General features: G+C 48.8%; 22 protein-coding genes. 14 read left to right on the top strand and 8 right to left on the bottom strand.

The window, feature by feature from the left end:
• Positions 1 to 15 precede the first annotated feature (15 nt).
• Entirely contained in the window at positions 16 to 1,299 is a 1,284-nt protein-coding gene (locus HV352_RS13145; protein ID WP_047417919.1) for a YeaH/YhbH family protein, read from the bottom strand.
• A gap of 123 nt (positions 1,300 to 1,422) precedes the next feature.
• The gene (gene yeaG, locus HV352_RS13140) at positions 1,423 to 3,357 is read right to left on the bottom strand and encodes a protein kinase YeaG (protein WP_016152810.1); all 1,935 of its coding nucleotides are present in this window, start codon (positions 3,355 to 3,357) and stop codon (positions 1,423 to 1,425) included.
• A 434-nt stretch (positions 3,358 to 3,791) separates the two neighbouring features.
• Here yeaG and HV352_RS13135 point away from each other — a divergent pair, with 434 nt between their 5' ends.
• From HV352_RS13135 to HV352_RS13120, 4 genes are all read left to right on the top strand, one after another.
• A complete protein-coding gene (locus HV352_RS13135) occupies positions 3,792 to 4,538 on the top strand; it encodes a MipA/OmpV family protein (protein ID WP_016152811.1) in 747 nt (248 codons plus the stop codon).
• A 579-nt stretch (positions 4,539 to 5,117) separates the two neighbouring features.
• Positions 5,118 to 5,360: a hypothetical protein gene (locus HV352_RS13130; protein WP_019076610.1), complete on the top strand. Its 243-nt coding sequence runs from the start codon at positions 5,118 to 5,120 to the stop codon at positions 5,358 to 5,360.
• A 10-nt stretch (positions 5,361 to 5,370) separates the two neighbouring features.
• A complete protein-coding gene (locus tag HV352_RS13125; RefSeq protein WP_047358595.1) occupies positions 5,371 to 5,724 on the top strand; it encodes a hypothetical protein in 354 nt (117 codons plus the stop codon).
• Positions 5,725 to 5,902: 178 nt separating this feature from the next.
• Complete coding sequence (locus HV352_RS13120) at positions 5,903 to 6,757, top strand: aldo/keto reductase (RefSeq protein ID WP_047358596.1); 855 nt, start codon at positions 5,903 to 5,905, stop codon at positions 6,755 to 6,757.
• A 95-nt stretch (positions 6,758 to 6,852) separates the two neighbouring features.
• On the opposite strand, the gene HV352_RS13115 is transcribed toward HV352_RS13120, so the two are convergent.
• Both HV352_RS13115 and gapA read right to left on the bottom strand, forming a co-directional pair.
• The gene (locus HV352_RS13115; RefSeq protein WP_016156308.1) at positions 6,853 to 7,737 is read right to left on the bottom strand and encodes a D-hexose-6-phosphate mutarotase; all 885 of its coding nucleotides are present in this window, start codon (positions 7,735 to 7,737) and stop codon (positions 6,853 to 6,855) included.
• Between the two features lie 199 nt (positions 7,738 to 7,936).
• Positions 7,937 to 8,932: a glyceraldehyde-3-phosphate dehydrogenase gene (gene gapA / locus HV352_RS13110; RefSeq protein WP_003030697.1), complete on the bottom strand. Its 996-nt coding sequence runs from the start codon at positions 8,930 to 8,932 to the stop codon at positions 7,937 to 7,939.
• A 341-nt stretch (positions 8,933 to 9,273) separates the two neighbouring features.
• On the opposite strand from gapA, the gene msrB reads away from it, so the two are divergent.
• Both msrB and HV352_RS13100 read left to right on the top strand, forming a co-directional pair.
• Positions 9,274 to 9,687 carry a peptide-methionine (R)-S-oxide reductase MsrB gene (msrB, locus tag HV352_RS13105; RefSeq protein WP_016152816.1) on the top strand — a complete coding sequence of 138 codons (414 nt, stop codon included), beginning with the start codon at positions 9,274 to 9,276 and terminating at the stop codon, positions 9,685 to 9,687.
• Positions 9,688 to 9,729: 42 nt separating this feature from the next.
• A complete protein-coding gene (locus HV352_RS13100; RefSeq protein ID WP_016152817.1) occupies positions 9,730 to 10,005 on the top strand; it encodes a YeaC family protein in 276 nt (91 codons plus the stop codon).
• A 44-nt stretch (positions 10,006 to 10,049) separates the two neighbouring features.
• On the opposite strand, the gene yajD is transcribed toward HV352_RS13100, so the two are convergent.
• On the bottom strand, positions 10,050 to 10,394 hold the full coding sequence (yajD, locus tag HV352_RS13095) for an HNH nuclease YajD (RefSeq protein ID WP_003832478.1): 345 nt from the start codon (positions 10,392 to 10,394) through the stop codon (positions 10,050 to 10,052).
• Positions 10,395 to 10,487: 93 nt separating this feature from the next.
• Complete coding sequence (locus HV352_RS13090; protein ID WP_046275891.1) at positions 10,488 to 11,741, bottom strand: glycoside hydrolase family 18 protein; 1,254 nt, start codon at positions 11,739 to 11,741, stop codon at positions 10,488 to 10,490.
• Between the two features lie 294 nt (positions 11,742 to 12,035).
• Here HV352_RS13090 and HV352_RS13085 point away from each other — a divergent pair, with 294 nt between their 5' ends.
• The 8 genes from HV352_RS13085 (at position 12,036) to HV352_RS13050 (ending at position 20,780) form a co-directional block, all read left to right on the top strand.
• Complete coding sequence (locus HV352_RS13085; RefSeq protein ID WP_047358599.1) at positions 12,036 to 13,112, top strand: zinc-binding dehydrogenase; 1,077 nt, start codon at positions 12,036 to 12,038, stop codon at positions 13,110 to 13,112.
• Positions 13,113 to 13,139: 27 nt separating this feature from the next.
• The gene (locus tag HV352_RS13080; RefSeq protein ID WP_016152820.1) at positions 13,140 to 14,519 is read left to right on the top strand and encodes an MFS transporter; all 1,380 of its coding nucleotides are present in this window, start codon (positions 13,140 to 13,142) and stop codon (positions 14,517 to 14,519) included.
• 17 nt (positions 14,520 to 14,536) lie between these two features.
• The gene (locus HV352_RS13075; protein ID WP_047498905.1) at positions 14,537 to 15,580 is read left to right on the top strand and encodes an NAD(P)-dependent alcohol dehydrogenase; all 1,044 of its coding nucleotides are present in this window, start codon (positions 14,537 to 14,539) and stop codon (positions 15,578 to 15,580) included.
• A gap of 24 nt (positions 15,581 to 15,604) precedes the next feature.
• Positions 15,605 to 16,441 (top strand): ketose-bisphosphate aldolase, encoded by an 837-nt coding sequence (locus HV352_RS13070; RefSeq protein ID WP_181634813.1) that lies wholly within the window; start codon positions 15,605 to 15,607, stop codon positions 16,439 to 16,441.
• Positions 16,442 to 16,445: 4 nt separating this feature from the next.
• Entirely contained in the window at positions 16,446 to 17,393 is a 948-nt protein-coding gene (locus tag HV352_RS13065; RefSeq protein ID WP_047358601.1) for a sugar kinase, read from the top strand.
• 9 nt (positions 17,394 to 17,402) lie between these two features.
• Positions 17,403 to 18,386: an aldo/keto reductase gene (locus tag HV352_RS13060; protein WP_016152824.1), complete on the top strand. Its 984-nt coding sequence runs from the start codon at positions 17,403 to 17,405 to the stop codon at positions 18,384 to 18,386.
• Positions 18,387 to 18,522: 136 nt separating this feature from the next.
• Positions 18,523 to 19,281 (top strand): DeoR/GlpR family DNA-binding transcription regulator, encoded by a 759-nt coding sequence (locus HV352_RS13055; protein ID WP_016152825.1) that lies wholly within the window; start codon positions 18,523 to 18,525, stop codon positions 19,279 to 19,281.
• A 140-nt stretch (positions 19,282 to 19,421) separates the two neighbouring features.
• Positions 19,422 to 20,780 (top strand): MFS transporter, encoded by a 1,359-nt coding sequence (locus HV352_RS13050; RefSeq protein WP_153646470.1) that lies wholly within the window; start codon positions 19,422 to 19,424, stop codon positions 20,778 to 20,780.
• A gap of 37 nt (positions 20,781 to 20,817) precedes the next feature.
• On the opposite strand, the gene pncA is transcribed toward HV352_RS13050, so the two are convergent.
• Positions 20,818 to 21,462: a bifunctional nicotinamidase/pyrazinamidase gene (pncA, locus tag HV352_RS13045; RefSeq protein ID WP_094761837.1), complete on the bottom strand. Its 645-nt coding sequence runs from the start codon at positions 21,460 to 21,462 to the stop codon at positions 20,818 to 20,820.
• Positions 21,463 to 21,470: 8 nt separating this feature from the next.
• Complete coding sequence (gene ansA, locus HV352_RS13040) at positions 21,471 to 22,487, bottom strand: asparaginase (protein ID WP_016156311.1); 1,017 nt, start codon at positions 22,485 to 22,487, stop codon at positions 21,471 to 21,473.
• Positions 22,488 to 22,542 lie beyond the last annotated feature (55 nt).

Here is a 22,542-nt window from a genome sequence, read left to right as displayed (position 1 = left end):
GATTTATGTATGTGGTTAGCTATTGCTGGTTGTACTTTGCTTATGAAACAGTTCGCGAAAGACCGGATAAATGTCATCCTGGTCGCGGATATGCTGCATCGCAAAGTTTTCAAACGTTGATTGCAGATGTTCGTATTCACGCCACAAGGTCTGGTGCGCGCGGCGGGTGATTTCGATATAGCTATAATATCGCACCATCGGCAGCAGTTTTTTCGCCAGAATCTCATGACACAACGGGGAATCATCCGCCCAGTTATCACCGTCCGAGGCCTGTGCGGCATAGATGTTCCACTGGGCCGGGTCGTAACGGTCTTTTACCACTTCATCCATTAACTTCAGCGCGCTGGAGACAATGGTTCCCCCGGTTTCCTGAGAGTAGAAGAACTCGTGCTCATCCACCTCTTTCGCCTGGGTATGGTGGCGAATATAAACCACTTCCACGTTTTTGTAGGTCCGACTCAAGAACAGATACAGCAAGATATAAAAACGCTTGGCCATATCTTTGGTCGACTGATCCATTGAACCGGAGACGTCCATCAGACAGAACATCACTGCCTGGCTGGAAGGATCGGGCCGTTTTTCATAATTCTTGTAGCGTAAATCAAAGGTGTCGATAAACGGCACGCGTTCGATTTTTGCCCGTAGTTCGGCAATCTCTTTGCGTAACCGTTCCTCTTCCAGCAACTGCGCTGGTTCACTTTTTTCGATGGTTTCCAGATCCGCTTCGAGCGCATGCAATTCGCGACGCTTACCAGCCGTCATCGCTGTGCGGCGCGCCAGTGAGTTTTGCAGGGAGCGCACCACGCTGATGTTGGCAGGCACGCCGTTAGAGGTGAAACCTGCCCGGTGCGTTTTGTACTCCGTTAACTGACGCTGCTGATTCTGCTTCAGGTTAGGAAGTGCTAAATCTTCGAACAACAGATCGAGATATTCATCTTTAGAGATCTGGAAGACGAACTCATCCTGACCCTCGCCATCTTGGCTGGCCTGGCCTTGTCCGCTTCCTGAACCACCGCCGCCGCCCTGTGGGCGTTCAATGCGGTCGTTCTGCACAAAATGGTCGTTACCCGGATGCACGCGATGGCGCAAGCCGCCACGCCCCTGATGGAACATCGGTTCGCTAATATCATCAGTCGGAATAGAGACAGATTCGCCGCTATCCACATCAGTCACCGAACGCTTGTTAATGGCCTCGGAGATCGACTGTTTAATTTGCGATTTATAACGGCGTAAGAAGCGCTGGCGGTTTACCGTGCTCTTGTTTTTGCCGTTAAGACGCCGGTCAATAAACCAGGTCATAAGCCCCCCGTACTGCATTTGCCAACTTTATGCTACATCAGTAACGCCGGATGCGCTGAGCATATCCGGCCTACGGATGTGTATTGTAGGCCCGGCAAGCGTACGCGCCTCCGGGCACTTATTTTAAGACGATTTACGTACGCGCAAATACCATTCGCACAGTAAACGTACCTGCTTACGCGTGTAGCCTTTTTCCATCATCCGGTCGACAAAATCGTCGTGTTTTTTCTGCTCGTCAGTTGAGGTTTTGGCGTTGAACGAAATGACCGGCAGCAACTCCTCGGTATTGGAGAACATTTTCTTCTCAATGACCGTGCGCAGTTTTTCGTAACTGGTCCAGTTTGGATTGCGACCGCTGTTATTCGCTCTGGCACGCAGAACAAAGTTGACGATCTCGTTACGGAAATCTTTGGGGTTACTGATACCCGCCGGTTTCTCAATTTTCTCCAGTTCTGAGTTCAACGACTCGCGGTCAAACAGCTGACCGGTATCCGGGTCGCGATACTCCTGATCCTGAATCCAGAAATCCGCATAAGTGACATAACGGTCGAAAATGTTTTGTCCATATTCGGAATAGGATTCGAGATAAGCCGTTTGGATCTCTTTGCCGATGAACTCAGCATATTTCGGGATCAGATAGCCTTTCAGGAACTCAAGGTAACGTTCTGCCAGCTCCTGCGGGAACTGTTCGCGCTCGATTTGCTGCTCCAGTACGTAGAACAGATGCACCGGGTTAGCTGCCACTTCGGCGTGGTCAAAGTTAAAGACGCGTGAGAGGATCTTAAACGCGAAACGCGTGGAAAGACCGTTCATTCCCTCATCGACCCCGGCGTAATCCCGATACTCTTGATAGGACTTCGCTTTTGGATCGGTATCTTTCAGGCTTTCCCCATCGTAAACACGCATCTTCGAGTAAATGCTCGAGTTCTCAGGCTCTTTCAGGCGAGAAAGAATGGTAAAGCGAGAGAGCGTTTCCAGCGTGCCCGGTGCGCAAGGCGCATGGGTCAGCTCACTGTGGTTAAGCAGTTTTTCGTAAATTTTGATCTCTTCGGAGATCCGCAGGCAATAAGGCACTTTGACGATGTAAACACGGTCAAGGAACGCCTCATTGTTTTTATTATTACGGAACGTCACCCATTCGGACTCGTTCGAGTGGGCAAGAATAATTCCGTTAAACGGCAGGGCAGAGATACCTTCTGTCCCGTTGTAGTTTCCTTCCTGGGTTGCGGTCAGCAGAGGATGCAGCACTTTAATTGGTGCTTTAAACATCTCAACGAACTCCATAATCCCCTGGTTTGAGCGGCACAGTGCGCCCGAATAACCGTAGGCATCAGGATCGTTCTGGGCGTGGTGTTCGAGTTTACGAATATCCACTTTCCCGACCAGCGCAGAGATATCCTGGTTGTTTTCATCACCAGGCTCCGTTTTGGCGATAGCGATCTGCTCCAGAATAGACGGCCAGACTTTGACAACGCGGAATTTTGTAATGTCCCCGCCAAAATCATGCAGACGTTTTGCAGCCCAGGGCGACATGATCGTACCGAGATAACGACGTGGGATCCCATACTCTTTTTCCAGGATCTGCGCGTCTTCCTGTGGGTTAAACAGGCATAACGGATGATCGTTTACCGGGCTACGCTCGCCGTTGGCGCTCAGGACATAAATCGGTACTCGCTGCATCAGCGACTTCAGCCGCTCAGCAAGAGATGATTTCCCCCCTCCCACAGGCCCCAGCAGATACAGAATCTGCTTCTTCTCTTCCAGACCTTGAGCCGCATGCTTCAAATAAGAAACAATCTGCTCAATGGCCTCTTCCATGCCATAAAACTCTTCAAAAGCGGGGTATCGTGCAATCACCCGATTCGAAAAGAGTCGAGAAAGACGAGGTTCGTGGGCAGTGTCGACCATGACAGGCTCACCAATAGCCATTAATAGCCGCTCTGCCGCATTGGCATAAGCGCTGCGATCTTGCCGACAAGTGGTAAGAAACTCCTGCAGCGTGAACTCTTCGTCCTTGGCAGCTTCATAACGCTGGCGATAGTGATCGAATATATTCATGGTATGCCGTCCTTTCGTTTTTTTAGCACATGTTAAGAGCCGTTCATATGAATAGTAGAGGCCCCTGAAGAGGTAAACTGAACGACGTCGCTGCTGAAGAAATAAGCAACTCTCATGCCATTGTGGTGGTCAGGAGATCAACGTATTCGGTGATACACCTTCTAAAATTAAGCGTAGATGGCATTTGCAAAACTTGCCTGTGTGCGCAAATGAATTTCAATGGCATATCAATAACTCATCAGCAAAAAAAGCATATCTTTTGTAAATCTATGGGGCAGGATTCATGCGGTGTTCACTGTCCTGCAAGCAAAATGTCATCACTCGCTGAGAAATTAGGGGGTTACATTCTGGGGCGAATCCGTAAAATAGTTGGGCTGAAGCGTATTGACGGTTAAACTTTGACCGCTACACATTTAAATAAGGAATTATTGACTGTGACCAAACTCAAACTTCTGGCACTTAGCGTGCTTATTGCCACTTCCGCTAACGTCGCACAGGCAGAGAGCAACCTGACGCTGGGCGCAGGCGTTGGTGTGGTTGAGCACCCTTACAAAGATTACGATAGTGACGTTTACCCGGTCCCGGTTGTGACTTATGAAAGCGATAACTTCTGGTTCCGTGGTCTGGGCGGTGGTTACTACCTGTGGAATGACGATACCGATAAGCTGTCGGTGATGGCCTATTGGTCGCCAATGTACTTCAAACCGGGTGACAGCGACGACAACCGTCTGCGTAGTCTGGATAAACGTAAGAGCACCATGATGGCTGGTCTTTCTTACATTCACAACACGCAATACGGTTTCCTGCGTACCAGCCTTGCAGGCGATACGCTGGATAACAGCAATGGTATTGTATGGGATCTGGCGTGGTTATACCGCTATACCAATGGCGGTCTGACGTTGACTCCGGGGATTGGTGTCGAGTGGAACAGTGAAAACCAGAATGAATACTATTATGGTGTTTCACGCCATGAATCTGCCCGTAGCGGCTTGCGTAGCTACGATCCTGAAAGCTCCTGGAACCCGTATCTGGAGCTCAGCGCAAACTATAACTTCCTGGGCAACTGGAGCGTATACGGTACTGCGCGTTATACCCGCCTGTCTGATGAAGTGACAGACAGCCCGATGGTGGACAAATCCTGGACGGGTCTGATTTCAACGGGTGTTACCTACAAGTTCTGATACCACTGTGTGTCAAACACTCGCCCGCAGAGATGCGGGCTTTTTTGTGCATATCAGAGATGAATATTGATCCAAAACATGTGATTTGATTTTTTGTGCTGTTTTGGCATTACATCGGCCGCAACAAATAGTTAACGTATTTTTCCTGCCGCAATTACCAAAATTAAACCTGTTTTTTGATGAGACTGAAATCTATTCGTTTGTGAATGGAAGAGTATCTGTACAGTTTCACGAATCATTGTTCTGGGAGAGTGATTTCTGGTTTTGCAATATATTGATAATATTCTATTTTATAATCACGGTATGATTTTATCGTGAAACTCTCGCCACTAAAAATAGCAAGATAACTATTTTATTATTTTTGTGTAACGATGAAAGTTAACTTTCATTTGAAAAAAATAAAATCATTAAGTTAATTTTTATTTTACATCTTTTAGGTATTTATCTGAAAAAATTAAAATTGACATTAAATAAGCGATTGCAGATATTACTCCAACTTAATAAGTAAAGACAGTAACGCTGCATGGCTCTGATATTAAATGTCATGTGGTTTTCTTGCGAATAAACCTGGTAGAGATAATGAAAAAGTTAATCATGATAGCAGTGATGGGTGGGATTCTGACGGGATGTTCCACCGAGGCTTCACGCATGAGTGCTTGCGAAAGCAAGGGCGTGAGCCGCGATGCCTGCTATATCGCTGAGCAAAACCGTCAGGCGACAATCAATGCCGTAGCTGAAAAACAAGCTATGGAGAACGCGCAAAACGTATATAACTCAAATGATACTAATTCCAGTCATCACCACAAACACAATAATTATTAAGGTGTAACTCATGAAGAAATTAATAATTATCGCTGTACTGGTCGCAACTTCTGCTGCTGCACCAGCCTATGCCATCAGCGAGGCTTACCGTCAGCAGTTACAGCATGAACATAAAACGATGGTCAGCGATGCTAATGCTCCGGTGCACGCCAGTAAAATCACACCCGTGCATGTGAATAAACTGGGTGTAGACTTTAAACGTGGCGCTGATGGTATTGCATATATTAATGGCAAAGCTGCGGCAAATGATGAGAACAATGCAGACGCTCAGTCTTATAGCGCGGACTTGATTTCCGTCATCGTCTATAAAAACGGGAAAATTAACGCGATGAAAGAGGGGAAATATTTAGGTCGCTTAAAATAACCGCAGTGCAGTTAAGATTTTCTGTCATTCGGCCCGGGAGCATTGTTTGTTCCCGGGTTTTTTATTGCCGTTGCCATAGCGGTCAACTTCCAATCTTAGAAGGTGCAATTTGTGCACCCTAACGGGACACATGCCAGTTGTTTTGCTTTACTGTGGTGCATTAACACAGGAGGGCGCGATGACAGCGAAACAGGTGATGTTTACAAAGCAGGTATCGCTGCCTGCTATTGGGCAGGGAACATGGTACATGGGCGAGGATCCTGGCCGACGCCGGGAAGAGGTTTCAGCGCTGCGGGCTGGCCTGGATCTCGGTCTGCGGTTGATCGATACCGCCGAAATGTATGCAGATGGTGCGGCGGAAGAGGTAGTGGGTGAAGCATTAATCGGGCGTCGTGATAGCGCTTTTTTAGTCTCGAAAGTATACCCCTGGAATGCCGGTGGTCAGAAAGCCATTGCCGCCTGTGAGGCGAGCCTGCGTCGACTAAAAACCGATTATCTGGATCTCTATTTGCTCCACTGGACGGGCAGTTTTTCATTTGCTGAGACCGTTGATGCCATGGAAGCACTCATTGCGCAGGGGAAAATCCGCCGCTGGGGCGTCTCTAATCTCGATTACGATGACATGCAGGCGTTATGGCAAGTCACAGGTGGGCGGGAATGTGCCACTAACCAGGTGCTTTATCATTTAGCATCGCGCGGTATTGAATATGATTTACTGCCGTGGTGCCAGCAGCAGCAGATGCCGGTCATGGCTTACAGTCCGCTGGCTCAGGCGGGGCGATTGCGCGGTGACTTGCTTTCTCACTCTGTGGTGAACGACATCGCGCACGCGCACAATGTTAGTGCTGCGCAGATTTTGCTGGCATGGGTGATCCGTCTGCCGGGCGTGATGGCGATTCCAAAAGCGGCAAGCATAGCGCATGTCGAACAAAATGCCGCCGCGCTGGAGATAACGCTCTCTGTTGATGAGCTGAAGCAGCTAGATAAGGCATATCCAGCGCCAAAGGGTAAAACGGCGCTGGATATGGCCTGATTTGCCGAATGGCGATGCTCACGGTTCTTATCCGGCCAATGCAATGCTTGGTAGGCCGGATAAGGCGCAAGCTCCGTCAGGCTACAGACACAATTTTAGCGTTTAGCAACGCGGATAGTTTGTGCCAGGCGTGATGGTTTTTCTTCGCGGGTTTTCTGCGGCGCGGTCGCGTAAGCCGTCTCTACGCAAACAAAGGTTTTATAGCCGTCATCCGGCATGTCGCCCATGCTAACGGACAGCGCCGGACCCGGGTTCCAGCCCACGACATTCAGATGGTGATGATGGACGACGTCGATATTGCGGTTGAGCGCATCATCATGGATAACGCTGCACGCTTGCGGATTCAGATAGACACGATCGGTGCGGTCCGGGAAGGTCTGGATACCATCAGCCAGCACATCTTCTTTAGCATCATTCACTTTGTCGATCAGGCGATCGCCAAGTCCACTGACTTTTACTGCCGCAATGTCACCGACGTTGAAATAGGTATGCAGCGCAGAGGTGGTTTCAAATTCACCGTGGGCTTCCAGTTCCATTTCACAGGTGGCACCTACTTTGAAACGGGCCAGCAGGCAGAATTCGTGCGGCCATAGCTGACGCGTTTCAGCGTTGCTTTGCAATTCAAACGTCAGCACCACGCCATTGTCGTCTTCGTTGTGCGCTTTCAGCGTCCATGGCAGGTTGCGGGCAAAACCATGAGAAGGCAGGCCCTGCTGAGCAGCCGGACCAAACCACGGCCAGCAAATTGGTACGCCGCCACGCAGCGCTACGCCGGTTTTAAACGGGGTATTGTTACTTAGCCACAGGACTTCCTCTTCGCCGTTGGGTTTCCAGGAAAGAAGATGTGCGCCCTGCAGTGCGAAAGATGCTTTAACCTGTGGATGATCGACCACAAGAATCTCAAGTTCATCAAGCTGGCGGCGGGAGAGGACCGGGGTAATTTGTTCGATTACCGGAAGTGCAAAAATTTTATTAATCATTATGCAATCCTTTTTTTTACCCTAAATAATTCGAGTTGCAGGACGGCGGCAAGTGAACGATCCCGATGAGCTTACAGAAGTAAGTGATTCGGGTGAGAGAGCATTGCCAACACACCGGTAACTTGAAGTATGACGGGTATCTTCAGGCAAAAAAAAGAGCGACCTGAGTCGCTCTTACAGATTACTGTTTCATCTCAACTTATTTGGAGATGTGAGCAATCAGGTCCAGAACTTTGTTGGAGTAGCCGGTTTCGTTGTCGTACCAGGATACCAGTTTCACGAAGTTGTCGTTCAGTGCGATACCAGCTTTAGCATCGAACACGGAAGTGCAAACTTCACCGTTGAAATCGGTAGATACTACGTCGTCTTCGGTGTAACCCAGAACGCCTTTCATTGGGCCTTCGGAAGCAGCTTTGATTGCTTTCTTAATTTCTTCGTAAGAAGCAGCTTTTTCCAGACGAACGGTCAGGTCAACAACAGATACGTTCGGGGTAGGAACGCGGAACGCCATACCAGTCAGTTTGCCGTTCAGTTCTGGCAGTACTTTACCTACAGCTTTAGCAGCACCGGTAGAGGACGGGATGATGTTCTGGGATGCGCCGCGGCCGCCGCGCCAGTCTTTGTGAGACGGGCCATCAACGGTTTTCTGAGTAGCGGTGGTCGCGTGAACAGTAGTCATCAGACCTTCGATGATGCCGAAGTTGTCGTTGATAACTTTAGCCAGCGGAGCCAGGCAGTTAGTGGTGCAGGAAGCGTTAGAAACGATGTCCTGACCTTCGTATTTGTCAAAGTTAGCGCCTTTAACAAACATCGGAGTGTTATCTTTGGACGGACCAGTCAGAACCACTTTTTTCGCGCCAGCAGTGATGTGCTTACGAGCGGTTTCATCTGTCAGGAACAGGCCAGTAGCTTCAGCTACTACGTCAACACCAACTTCGTCCCATTTCAGGTTAGCCGGATCACGTTCAGCGGTAACACGGATTTTTTTACCGTTCACGATCAGATGACCGTCTTTCACTTCAACGGTACCGTTGAAACGGCCGTGAGTGGAGTCATATTTCAGCATGTAAGCCATGTAGTCAGCGTCTAACAGGTCGTTGATTGCAACGATCTCGATGTCAGAGCGTTCTTGAGCAGCACGGAAAACAATGCGACCGATACGGCCAAAACCGTTGATACCTACTTTGATAGTCATATATTCCACCAGCTATTTGTTAGTGAATAAAAGGTTGCCTGTAAAATTACAAAAACCTTACGCAGCGTCAAGCGGAATCGTGTCAATCATTGCGACAAATCAATCTGCTGCTTAAGCTTTGCGCAACTGACTCGCCTCACTCTTCCTTTGGGCTTGAAACCACATGGGGTCGGCGGCCCGAATTTTAAAGGGCAATCAAGATAAAAACGTGATTGTGATCACGAATTGCAGGCTGCCATTTCGCACGGATCAAGTTTAGAACAAAAGTTCGTACTCTGGTGTTAATGTTTTGTTAGAATCTGTCTCGCGATGTGAGTTTAGATAAAGCGAGATGTGAGCAAATGGCTAATCAACCTTCTCCAGAAGAACTAAAAAAAAATTTAACCGAAATGCAGTTCTACGTGACGCAGAATCACGGGACAGAACCGCCATTTACCGGGCGTTTGCTGCACAACAAGCGTGACGGCATCTACCACTGTTTGGTCTGCGACAAACCGCTATTTCGTTCCGAGACAAAATATGACTCTGGCTGCGGCTGGCCCAGTTTTTACGAGCCTGTCAGCGCAGAGGCTATCCGTTACATTAAAGATACTTCACACGGCATGCAGCGCATTGAAATCCGCTGTGGTAACTGTGATGCGCACCTGGGGCACGTCTTCCCGGATGGTCCGCAACCTACCGGTGAACGTTACTGCGTTAACTCAGCGTCTTTGAACTTCACCGATGGTGAAAACGGTGAGCAGACCAAAGGCTGAAGAAACGATTCAGCAAATTATTCTACGGAGAGTGGATTTAACATGAATCTTGATGAGATGATCAACAGCATGACGCCGGAAGTTTATCAGCGCTTATCAACTGCCGTTGAACTCGGAAAATGGCCGGATGGCGTGGCGCTAACGGCAGAACAAAAAGAGAACTGCTTACAGCTGGTGATGTTATGGCAGGCGCGAAACAATATTGACGCGCAGCATATGACGATTGATACCAACGGTGAGATGGTGATGAAGAGTAAGCAGCAGTTGAAAGTGGAGTTTGGTATTACGCCCGAACCCATTGCGACGTTTAAATCCTGATTACTCAGGCCCGGCAAACATCTATGTCGGGCCCGCAGTTGAAGTTATTTCTTGTTCATCATCGCCTTCAGATCGGCGAACGGATTATATTTCGCTTCGCCCACCGCTTTCTGTGCATCTTCGCCTGCAACCACCGTTGAACCATACTGGTCCGCTTCCGTATATTTGGAATGTTCGTGATCGTGGCAGTACAGGCACAACATTTCCCAGTTGCTACCATCTTCCGGGTTATTGGAGTGATCGTGATCGATATGGTGTACCGTCAATTCGCGCAAATTTGAGTACACGAACTCACGGGAACAACGTCCGCAGACCCAGGGGAAGAGTTTAAGCGCCTTTTCCCGGTAACCGACTTCCAGACGGGCGTAGTTTTTAGGGATAAAAGCCATAAAGCTCATGCCTCCAGTAGAAAATGAAAAGCTGCGCCAAAAGCTGGCGCAGCAGAATGCGATAATCATAACCTATTGTGTCAGGCGTTGGGATCAGTGTTTGATGCCTAACGAATCGGCTAACTGCTTCGCCAACTGGTTTTGGTCATCCGCACCGTATTCCCAGAACATGGCGCCTCCCAGCCCCTTGCTCTTGATATAGTCAGCCTTGATCGCTACCGAGCGCGGGTTTTCATAGGAGAGGGCAAAGAGCGCTTTTCCATCCACAGACTGCACTGACAGCCACGGTACTTTTGCTTCATCATCCCAATGCTGGCTAAAGCGCTTTTGCGGATCGTTGATCAATTTCGCCACGATATCGTTGTACTTCACATAGGTATCTTTGCTCAGATCGACGCCCAGTGATTTGAACAATTCAATTTGCGCGGGCTCGAAATAGGGCTGGGTAACAGGATTTTTCTGTGCGTCAGGTTTGCTCCAGTCAATGCCTGGCTCAACAGCGCGTTTCGGTACGCGACCATAAAAACCAATGCCCAGGTTCATCTGACTCGCTTTTAGACCGGCAGCAAGATAGTTGTTGACCACAAAATCAGCGCTGTACTTATCCGCCGCGGCGACTGTCGGCCATTGTGTCGAATCGTACAGGTTCGAGTTGAAATACTGCGTACCGTAAGCCATGTCATAGGTCATCAGGTTTATGTAGTCGAGCGATGGCGCAATGGCTTTCACATCCACCCAGCTTTTCGGGCTTTCCGCATTTGCGCCCACGGCGATAGTCAGTAGTTTTTTATGCCCCAATGCGGCGCGGAGCTCTTTTAACAGCGCGGTAAAGTTAGCTCGGTCGGCCGGTTGACTTTCGACCAGTCCCCAGGCACCGTTGACCGGATATTCCCAGTCGAGGTCGATGCCATCAAGGCCATATTTCGCAATTATCTCCTGAGCAGACTGAATAAACACCGCCCGCGATTCTTTCGTTGCTGCCGCACCAGAGAATCCACGTGCCCCCCAACCACCGACGGAAAGCAATACTTTCAGGTTCGGATTTTGTTTACGCAGCTGTGGAATTTTCAGTAAATCATCCTGCACTTTCGGTGAAAGCCAAATCTGATGCAGCTTGCTGGCGTCTTTTAAGGCGTCATTGGTCTCGTCTTTTTCGTTGTTGTAGACAAGGCCAAACGAATAGTTGAGATGGGTTATCTGACGAACATCCAGTTTATTGATGTCACCACCAGGACCGGCAGTGACGTCGCCGCCACCATTGAAGTAGCCAACTGACATCAGTGAACTGGCGGAAACAACGCTGGCGCAAAGCAGGGGTAATGCTGCCAACAAAGGCAATAGTTTCATCGGTGTTCCTCTTTGACATTTAAACAAGCAAACACGCCACGGAAATGGCGTGGCGAAAAAAACAGCACCTGCAGGTTAACAGTTTCATAACAGGAAAAATGCGAAGGTGTTCACGTCATTTTAACCAAGCGGCTGCTGTGTCTTTGGCTTTCAATTCATTTTGGCACTTATTTGTGATCTAAGTTGTGAAATGCAGATCATAATCTGTGTTTTAAAGATTTTGTGTTGACCTCAAAAATTATATGGATAAGTATGATGCCAGGTGATGCAAAACTAAACACAAAGGAAAATTCAATGAAAGCACTGGCAAGATTTGGCAAGAGCTTTGGCGGCTACAAGATGATTGATGTCCCGGAACCGATATGCGGCCCGGAAGACGTAGTGATTGAAATCAAGGCGGCAGCTATCTGCGGCGCGGACATGAAACACTACAATGTCGAAAGTGGGTCCGACCAGTTTAATTCGATTCGTGGTCACGAATTTGCCGGCCAAATTGTGCAGGTTGGCGATAAGGTTAAGGACTGGAAAGTCGGTCAGAGAGTGGTTTCTGACAACAGCGGGCACGTCTGTGGCGTTTGTCCGTCTTGCGAACAAGGTGATTTTCTTTGTTGTACAGAAAAGGTGAATTTAGGTCTGGATAACAATACCTGGGGAGGTGGGTTTTCGAAATACTGTCTGGTCCCTGGGGAGATTCTCAAAATTCACCGTCATGCGCTGTGGGAAATCCCAACAGGCGTTGATTATGAAGAGGCGGCTGTACTCGATCCCATCTGCAATGCCTACAAATCTATCGCCCAGCAATCCAAATTTCTTCCGGGTCAGGATGTGGTGGTTTTTGGTACCGGCCCGCTGGGACTTTTTTCGGTACAAATGGCGCGCATTATGGGGGCCGTTAATATCGTGATGGTTGGGCTGGAAGACGATGTCGCGGTACGTTTCCCGATAGCCAAAGAAATGGGGGCCACGGCTGTCGTCAACGGTTCAACCGAAGATGTGGTCGCACGTTGTCAGGAGATCTGCGGGAAAGACAATCTGGGACTGGTCATCGAATGTTCCGGTGCCAATATAGCCCTGAAACAATCTATCGAAATGCTGCGTCCTAACGGTGAAGTCGTCCGCGTGGGGATGGGCTTCAAACCTCTCGATTTTTCTATTAACGACATCACTGCGTGGAATAAAAGCATCATTGGTCATATGGCCTACGATTCCACTTCCTGGCGCAATGCTATTCGCCTGCTCGCTAGCGGTGCGATAAAAGTCAAACCGATGATCACTCACCGTATCGGCTTATCGCAATGGCGAGAAGGTTTTGACGCGATGGTCGATAAGACCGCGATTAAGGTCATCATGACCTACGACTTTGATGAATAACCCCATTTATTAAAGGAAGGTTCCCGGATGGAACAGATAGCAAAACCACACTGCGGCGCGAGGTTGGACAGGCTGCCTGACTGTCGCTGGCATACGTCTATGTTTGCCATGGTTGCCTTCGGATTACTGGTTTGCTGGAGTAATGCCGTCGGCGGATTAATTCTCGCGCAATTAAAAGAACTTGGCTGGACTGATAATTCCACCACCGCCACATTCTCTGCCATTACGACGGCTGGAATGTTTCTCGGTGCGCTCGGTGGGGGAATTATTGGCGATAAGATCGGGCGTAAAAATGCATTTATTCTGTATGAAGCGATTCATATTTTTTCTATGATCGTTGGTGCGTTTTCACCCAATATGACCTTCCTGATCGCCTGTCGTTTTGTGATGGGAGTTGGATTAGGCGCGCTGCTGGTCACCTTATTTGCAGGGTTTACCGAATATATGCCTGGCAGAAATCGTGGTACCTGGTCGAGTCGGGTCTCGTTTATCGGCAACTGGTCTTATCCGCTCTGTTCACTGATCGCGATGGGGCTGACGCCACTTATCAGTGCGGAATGGAACTGGCGCGTACAGCTGTTGATTCCTGCGGTGCTGTCGCTCATAGCAACTGTTATTGCCTGGCGCAGTTTCCCTGAGTCGCCTCGCTGGCTGGAGTCTCGCGGGCGCTACCAGGAAGCCGAAAAGGTGATGCGGGCAATTGAAGAAGGTGTCATTCGACAGACCGGTAAGCCTCTTCCGCCAGTCGTGATAAAGGATGATGGTAAACAACCTCGTTCTGTACCGTACTCCGCCTTATTAACAGGTGTACTGCTGAAGCGGGTTATTTTGGGTTCTTTTGTTCTGATTGCCATGAACGTCGTTCAGTACACCTTAATTAACTGGCTACCGACAATATTTATGACCCAGGGTATTAATCTGAAAGACTCCATTGTCTTAAATACCATGAGCATGTTCGGTGCGCCATTTGGGATTTTTATCGCCATGCTGGTAATGGATAAAATTCCGAGAAAAACAATGGGGGTGGGGTTATTAGTGTTAATTGCTGTTCTTGGTTATATCTATTCGCTGCAAACCAGTATGCTGCTAATTACATTAATCGGTTTTTTCCTGATTACTTTTGTTTATATGTATGTTTGTTATGCCTCCGCTGTATACGTTCCGGAAATATGGCCGACCGAAGCGAAACTTCGCGGTTCGGGACTGGCCAACGCTGTCGGGCGTGTCAGTGGTATCGCCGCACCTTATGCAGTCGCAGTATTACTTAATGGTTACGGCGTGACAGGGGTGTTTGTACTGCTAGGTGCGGTCTCCATTATTGTCGCCATTGCCATTGCTACCATCGGAATTGAAACCAAAGGCGTCTCTGTCGAAAGTCTCGGGATTGATGCAGTTACCAGCAAATAATATTGACGGGAAATAAAATGAAAAACTCGAAAGCGATATTAAAAACGCCGGGCACGATGAAAATCATCGCCGCCGATATTCCGGTGCCCAATGAGCATGAAGTGCTGATCAAAGTTGAATACGTTGGGATTTGCGGTTCAGATGTTCACGGTTTTGAATCAGGTCCTTTTATTCCGCCGAAAGATCCTAATCAGGAAATTGGTTTGGGGCATGAATGCGCCGGTACGGTGGTGGCGGTAGGGAACCGTGTAACCAAATTTAAACCGGGTGATCGGGTGAATATTGAACCCGGTGTACCGTGCGGTCACTGCCGCTACTGCCTGGAAGGGAAATACAATATCTGCCCGGACGTCGATTTTATGGCTACGCAGCCCAACTACCGTGGCGCGCTAACCCACTATCTGTGTCATCCGGAGAGTTTCACTTACAAATTGCCCGATAACATGGACACCCTGGAAGGTGCGCTGGTGGAACCAGCGGCGGTGGGTATGCATGCTGCAATGCTGGCAGACGTTAAACCGGGTAAGAAAATCGTCATTCTTGGGGCGGGGTGTATTGGTTTAATGACTTTGCAGGCATGTAAATGTTTGGGCGCAACCGAGATCGCGGTGGTTGATGTGCTGGAAAAACGTCTGGCGATGGCTGAACAACTCGGGGCGACAACCGTTATAAACGGTGCAAAAGAGGACACTATTGTCCGCTGCCAGCAGTTCTCTGGCGATATGGGCGCGGACATTGTTTTCGAAACTGCCGGTTCAGCCATAACCGTTAAGCAGGCGCCGTATCTGGTGATGCGCGGCGGGAAAATCATGATCGTTGGTACAGTACCTGGTGATTCCGCAATTAATTTCCTCAAAATTAACCGTGAAGTGTCTATTCAGACCGTTTTCCGTTACGCCAACCGCTATCCGGTTACTATTGAAGCCATATCCTCCGGTCGGTTCGATGTGAAATCGATGGTGACGCATATTTACGATTATGCAGATGTTCAGCGCGCGTTTGATGAATCCGTTAATAACAAAAGCGAAATTATTAAAGGCGTAATTAAAGTAAATCATTAATTTATCGGAAAGGGAGAAATAACTATGCTGGCAGATATTAAATATTGGGAAAATGATGCCCAAAATAAACATTATGCGATTGCTCACTTTAACGTGTGGAATGCGGAAATGCTAATGGGGGTGATTGATGCGGCGGAAGAATCGAAATCGCCGGTGATTATCTCTTTCGGTACTGGTTTTGTGGGTAATACCTCGTTCGAAGATTTTTCGCACATGATGGTTTCAATGGCTAAAAAGGCCTCGGTTCCAGTTATTACCCACTGGGATCACGGACGTAGCATGGAGATTATCCATAACGCCTGGACTCATGGTATGAATTCGCTGATGCGTGATGCCTCTGCCTTTGATTTCGAAGAGAATATTCGTCTGACAAAAGAGGCCGTGGATTTTTTCCATCCGCTGGGTGTGCCGGTCGAAGCTGAGCTGGGCCATGTGGGCAATGAAACGGTGTACGAAGAAGCGCTGGCGGGTTATCACTATACCGATCCGAACCAGGCGGCGGAATTTGTCGAGCGTACCGGCTGCGATTCTCTGGCGGTGGCGATTGGTAACCAGCATGGCGTCTATACCTCAGAGCCGAAACTGAATTTCGACGTGGTTAAACGCGTGCGGGAAGCCGTATCCTTGCCACTGGTGTTGCATGGTGCGTCGGGTATCAGCGATGCGGATATCAAAAAAGCCATTTCATTAGGTATCTCTAAAATCAACATTCATACCGAACTGTGCCAGGCTGCCATGGTGGCAGTGCAGGAGAACCAGAATCAGCCCTTCCTGCACGTTGAACGTGAAGTTCGCAAAGCGGTAAAAGAGCGCGCGCTGGAGAAAATTAAATTGTTTGGTTCTGACGGTAAAGCGGAATGACAACATGGATAATATCGAGGTTATTTGTATAGGGGCAGCTATTGTTGATATTCCCTTACAGCCGGTGAGTAAAAATATTTTTGATGTTGATTCTTATCCGTTAGAAAGAATAGCGATGACAACCGGCGGCGACGCAATTAATGAAGCGACTATTATTTCTCGTCTCGGTCATCGTACAGCGTTAATGAGCCGGGTAGGTGCTGATGCAGCAGGTCATTTTATTCTCGACCACTGTCGTCGGGAGAATATAGATATTCAGAGCCTGAAGCAGGATGCCGCAATTGATACATCTATTAACGTGGGATTAGTCACCGCCGATGGCGAGCGTACTTTCGTGACTAACCGTAACGGCAGCCTGTGGAAGCTGAATATCAGCGATGTTGATTTTGACCGCTTCTCTCAAGCAAAGCTGCTGTCGCTGGCGAGTATTTTTAATAGCCCGTTACTGGATAGCGATGCACTGACGGCAATTTTCGCTCAGGCGAAAGCGCATCGGTTAATTATCTGTGCGGATATGATCAAACCGCGGCTTAATGAAACACTGAAAGATATTCGACAGGCATTGAGCTACGTGGATTATCTTTTTCCTAATTTTGAGGAGGCCAAACTGCTCACCGGGAAAGAGACGCTGGATGACATTGCCGACAGTTTCCTGAACTGCGGCGTGAAAACAGTCGTGATTAAGACCGGCAAGAGAGGCTGCTTTATCAAACGTGTCGATATGAAAATCGAGGTTCCAGCCGTTTCGGGAATTACCGCCATCGACACTATCGGCGCGGGAGACAATTTTGCCTCGGGATTTATTTCCGCGCTGCTTGAAGGCAAAACACTGCGTGAGTGCGCGCTGTTTGCTAATGCAACGGCGGCCATATCGGTTTTGAGCGTAGGGGCCACGACGGGTGTGAAGAACAGAAAGCTGGTTGAACAACTTCTCGATGAATATGAAGGATAATAGCGGCAGATGAAAATGATTCCTTTAGGCAGTACGGATATTACGCTTTCCCGCATGGGATTAGGCACATGGGCGATTGGCGGCGGTCCGGCGTGGAACGGCGATCTCGATCTGCAGGTCTGTATTGATACCATTGTTGAGGCGCATCGCTGCGGTATTAATTTGATTGATACCGCGCCAGGTTACAACTTCGGCAATAGTGAAGTGATTGTCGGGCAGGCGCTGAAAAAACTGCCGCGTAACGATATCGTTGTTGAAACCAAATGCGGCATCGTCTGGGAGCGAACAGGAAGTTTGTTTAACAAAGTGGGCGACCGGCAGTTGTATAAAAATCTCACACCCGAGTCGATTCGCGAAGAGGTGGATGCCAGTCTGCAAAGACTGGGTATTGAGAGCATTGATATCTACATGACCCACTGGCAGTCGGTCGAACCCTGTTTTACGCCGATTGCGGAAACCGTCGATACACTAAACGCACTCAAGAAAGAGGGGAAAATTCGTTCTATCGGTGCGGCTAACGTCGATGCGGAACATATCAGGGAGTATCTCAAACACGGTGAGCTGGATATCATCCAGGCCAAGTACAGCATCCTTGACCGGGCACTGGAAGCTGAACTGCTGCCGTTATGTCAGCAGCATGGCATCGTGGTGCAGGTATATTCACCGCTTGAGCAGGGTCTACTGACCGGAACTATTGATCGCGATTATGTCCCTGGCGGGGCGCGGGCCAACAAAGTCTGGTTCCAACGAGACAATATGCTACGGGTGATTGACATGCTTGAGCAATGGCGGCCGTTGTGCGAAAAATACCGCTGCACAATCCCCGCGCTGGCACTGGCGTGGATTTTAAAGCAAAGCGATTTAATCACCTTGCTGAGCGGCGCAACCGCGCCTGAACAGGTCCGTGATAATGTTCAGGCGTTAACGATTCCCCTGACCGATGATGATTCTTTATTGATGAGGCGAATGGCTGAGGCGCTGGATACAAAATAAGCCAAATGGGGTTCACCTCTGTTTCTGTGTAAAATAGCACTAAAATCTGTGATTCAGACATGTTATTTTGAAAATAAACATGGCCTGTGAGATACTTGGGTCTTATTATTACTTTGCAGGAAACAGAGGTGTCATCGTGGCGGCAAAAGACAGGATTCAGGCCATTAAGCAAATGGTGGTGAATGATAAGAAAGTAGCGGTATCTAATTTAAGTTCGATCTTTCAGGTGACTGAAGAAACGATTCGCCGTGATCTGGAAAAACTGGAAGATGAAGGTTTTTTGACCCGAACATATGGCGGTGCTGTACTCAATACAACCGCGTTGTCCGACAATATCCATTTTTATAAGCGTGCAAAATCTTTTTTTGAAGAAAAGCAGATCATTGCCCGTAATGCATTACCGTTCATTAAAAATAAGACCACCATGGCTGCCGACGCCAGCAGTACCGCGATGGAATTATTGAAACTGTTGAAGGAAAGAAACGATCTGACGCTACTGACCAACTCGGCTGAAGCTTTTCATGAACTTGCACAGTCAGAAATTAACGTTGTTTCTACTGGCGGTGAATTAAATAAGAATACGCTGTCGCTTCAGGGAAGGATCACCAAGGAGATTATCAGCCGCTATCATGTTGATATCCTGGTGATGAGCTGCAAAGGTCTGGATATGCAGAGCGGAGCGCTTGACTCTAACGAAGCGGAAGCGGAAATCAAAAAGACGATGATCCGCCAGGCGACCGAGGTGGCTCTGTTGGTTGATCATTCTAAGTTCGATCGTAAAGCGTTCGTCCAGCTCGTGGACTTTAGCCATATTAATTACCTAATAACCAATAAGGCACCGGGTGCAGAGTGGATTGCATTTTGCAAAGAAAATAATATTCAACTCGTATATTAATTTTAACGTGGGTCGTGTCGATATTATTTTAGTTTGCACCTGGAAAATGCCATAAGAATCTAATGATGATGGATGGCGCGGTGAGATTTTTTCTGCCGCGATCGCCATACTTTCTATTTAGCTTAATTTGAGGCATCCAGATGGAACAATGTGACCCTATCGGTGCAAGATTAGATCGCTTGCCTTTATCTCGATTTCATTTTCGTATTTTCGGCATTATCAGTTTTAGTTTATTAGTCACCGGTTTTCTCAGCTATTCCGGGAATGTGGTGTTGGCAAAATTAGTCAGTACCGGTTGGTCAAATAATTACCTCAACGCCGCGTTTACCTCGGCTCTGATGTTTGGCTATTTTATTGGCTCACTAACCGGTGGCTTTATTGGTGATTATCTTGGTCGACGCAAAGCGTTCCGCTTCAATTTGCTGATCGTCGGGGTCTCTGCCTGTGCGGCAACGTTTGTGCCTAACATGTATTGGCTTATCTTTTTCCGCTTCCTAATGGGGAGCGGAATGGGAGCGCTGATTATGGTGGGCTATGCCTCATTTACTGAATTTATTCCGCCCGGGGTGCGTGGGAAGTGGTCTGCTCGCCTGTCGTTTGTCGGCAACTGGTCGCCGATGCTTTCAGCGGCGATTGGCGTTGTGATTATCGCCTTTCTAAGCTGGCGGATGATGTTTTTACTCGGTGGCATGGCGATGCTCTTAGCATGGTATCTGTCGGGAAAGTATTATATTGAATCTCCTCGTTGGCTGGCTGGCAAAGGAAAGAGAAAAGAAGCTGAAAAACATCTTCTGCAGGTGGAACTGCAAATTCAGAAAGAAAAAAACATCACTTTACCTCCCTGCCATAGCGATTGCCTAACGGCGGATATAAGCACGGAAAGTGATTCATTCTGGCTCTTGTTCAAAGGGCCGATGTTGCGTTGTACGCTGGTGGCAATCACCGTGCTTATCGCGATGAATATTTCGCTCTATACCATTACGGTATGGATCCCGACGATTTTTGTTAATTCGGGAATCGATGTGACGAAATCTATTTTTATGACCGCGATAATTATGATTGGCGCACCCGTTGGGATATTTATTACCACACTGATTATCGATCGTTTTCCACGGCGATTGTTTGGTTCATTCTTGTTGATTATTATCGCGCTGCTCGGATATTTCTATTCGATTCAAACCGAAGAGTGGGCTATTTTGAGCTACGGGCTGGTGATGATCTTTTTTTTGTATATGTACGTGTGCTTTGCCTCTGCGGTATATGTCCCCGAACTGTGGCCCACACACCTTAGATTGCGGGGATCGGGCTTTGTGAATGCCGTGGGAAGAATTGTCGCAGTGTTTACGCCCTATGGCGTCGCTATCTTGTTGACCCGCTACGGCTCGATTACGGTCTTTATCGTGCTAGGCATAATGCTGGTGCTGTGCGCGCTGATTCTTTTTTGCTTTGGCATCGAAACACGCAAAGTTTCGCTGGAAGAGATTTCGACACTGGCTTGAGATAACGTGCCGACAGGGGGGATCCTGTCGACATCAATTAGCGCTGGGTTTCCAGCCAGTCATCAAGCGTATACAGCGTCGCGCCCGCTGCGGCCATTTCCATAAACGCCTCTGCACTGTCCTGGGGTTGAATATTGACGCCACGGCAGCCGTCGGTAATAACGCTGACGGTATAACCAAGATCGAGCGCATCCAGAACGGTGAATTTAACGCAATAGTCGCTAGCCAGACCCATGATAATAAGCTCAGCAATACGGTGTTCGAGCAGCCAGGCGTTCAGCGCGGTTGCCTGACGACGACCGTTATCAAAAAATGCACTGTAACTGTCGACCAGCGGGTTCTCGCCTTTGGTGAAGGTTTTCGCTATTGCACGCTGGTTCAGCAGCGGATGCAGGGCCGCCCCTTCGCTGTTTTGCACGCAATGATCGGGCCAGAACGTTTGCGCCAGACCATCCAGTTGTCCCTGACTGTAGGGGGCGACCTGATGCTGGCTGGCAAAACTACCGTGATTAGCCGGATGCCAGTCCAGACTGGCAACAACCGTGTCGCCGCGTAGGGCGCACCAGTCAATCAGACGGTTGGCAATCTCGATTGTGCTGTCGCCTTGCGGAACAGCGAGAGCGCCGCCGGCACAAAAGTCATTTTGTAAATCAACCAACAGTAAGGCTCGGGCCATGGGCATAGACTCCTTTATTCGTCCGGGGTGAGCTCGCCGCGCAGATTTTGCGTCATAGCTTCACGAATGCTCTGCACATCCAGTCCCTGACTGAGTAAATAATGCAATTTGGTGAGCGTGGCTTCGACGGTCATATCCGCGCCGCCAATCACGCCAGCGTGGGCGAGGGCATTACCCGTCGCGTAGCCACCCATGTTTACCTTGCCGGACATACACTGGGTCAGGTTCACCACCACAATGCCACGTGAGCTCGCATCTTCAAGTTCTTGCAGAAACTCTTTATTTTGCGGTGCATTGCCCACGCCGTAGGAGCGCAAAATTAACGCTTTTACCGGCTGGCGCAGGAAGTTACGCACCACATCAGCGGAGATACCTGGGTAAATGGTGACTACGCCAATCGGTTGTGGAGTAATAGGATGAACAATCAGTTCACCTGCGCCGTGCGGTGCTGGCGGAGTTCCCAGTCGACGGATGTGGATCCCGGCTTCCAGTAGCGGCGCAAGGTTGGGTGAGGCAAAGGCGTCAAAGCCATCGGCGTGCGCTTTAGTGGTACGGTTGCCGCGAAACAGTCGATTGTTGAAAAACAGGGTTACTTCATTGATCGGATAATTTGCCGCAACGTACAGCGCATTGAGCAGGTTGATTTGCCCGTCTGAACGTAGCTCTGCCAGCGGGATTTGTGACCCTGTCACAATTACCGGTTTACCCAGGTTCTCCAACATAAAAGAGAGCGCTGAAGCCGTAAACGCCATGGTGTCGGTGCCGTGCAGAATGACAAAACCATCGTAATCGTCGTAGTGTGCTTTAATGTCTTCCGCAATATGCTGCCAGTCTTCCGGCGTCATGTCGGAGGAATCCATCAACGGGACGTATTCGTGGATGGTGAAGTCTGGCATCTCCGGGCGGTGGAATTCAGGCATCAATGCCAGTTGACGCTGGAGATGACCAGAAACTGGAATATAACCCTGTTCTGAGCGCTGCATACCAATGGTACCGCCGGTATAGGCAACGTAAATCGATTTCTTTTGCATGACTTTTCTTCTGTCTCAATGAAAACCCCTCTTCATCCCGAAGAGGGGGCAATTG

The organism is Citrobacter sp. RHBSTW-01044, from assembly GCF_013781945.1.
Taxonomy (GTDB): Bacteria; Pseudomonadota; Gammaproteobacteria; order Enterobacterales; family Enterobacteriaceae; genus Citrobacter; species Citrobacter braakii.
Note: the sequence above shows the minus strand (reverse complement) of the source record. Positions and strands in the feature narration are given on the sequence as shown.